Origin of the sequence: Methylobacterium bullatum, assembly GCF_014845095.1 — a bacterium.
Lineage (GTDB): Bacteria > Pseudomonadota > Alphaproteobacteria > Rhizobiales > Beijerinckiaceae > Methylobacterium > Methylobacterium bullatum.
The window spans coordinates 1-574 of record NZ_NKUG01000292.1 but is presented as its reverse complement, the minus strand read 5'-3'; the positions used below and the strand labels follow the sequence as shown (position 1 = coordinate 574).

The 574-nt window shown below is 68.1% G+C and carries 1 pseudogene; it reads right to left on the bottom strand.

Annotation, left to right across the window (positions count from 1 at the left end):
- A pseudogene (locus MBTS_RS23210) lies at positions 1-395 on the bottom strand (hypothetical protein); the annotation flags it as partial.
- Positions 396-574: the final 179 nt, after the last annotated feature.

The following is a 574-nucleotide window of genomic DNA, read 5'->3' as shown; positions in this document are numbered from 1 at the left end:
GTCACGTCGACGGACAGCGTATCGAGGCCGGAAAAATCGGGCCGGGCCGTATAATAGAGGGACATCGTGTCCATCTTCACGGATTCGCAGCCATCCGGTTTGCTTCTCGCGCTGCCGTCGTCTTCGACCGTGGCATTGAGGATCGCGAATTCCCGCCGTTGCTCGATCCGGCCTCCGCGCGGTGGCCGGACGAGCTCGATCAGAGCGGCCTGCGACCGGCAGCTCGGTGGTGGCGAGGAGTAGCTGAATCCCTGTAGCAAGCGCTTCTGTCCGGGCTGCGCCGTCTTGTTCACCGTCTCCGCGCGGGCCGCTCCCGCCAGGCAGAGCCCCAGCAGGGCGGCGAGGCCGGCCTGCGTCGACAGACGGCCGAAGCCGGTCGATTGACGATGTTCCACGGGGACCTTCCTCTGCGTCGAAATCGAATGGACGGGCCTCCGAGACGAAGCGTTCATCCGGGGCTGGCGGGGCCTTCCGGGGCGGAAGGCGCAGCCCCGCGGGGATTGCCGGTGCGCCTCCACCGGATCGGGGCGATCCGCGCTCACCTAGAGCTGAGGCGTGGCCTGCGGACGTGGGC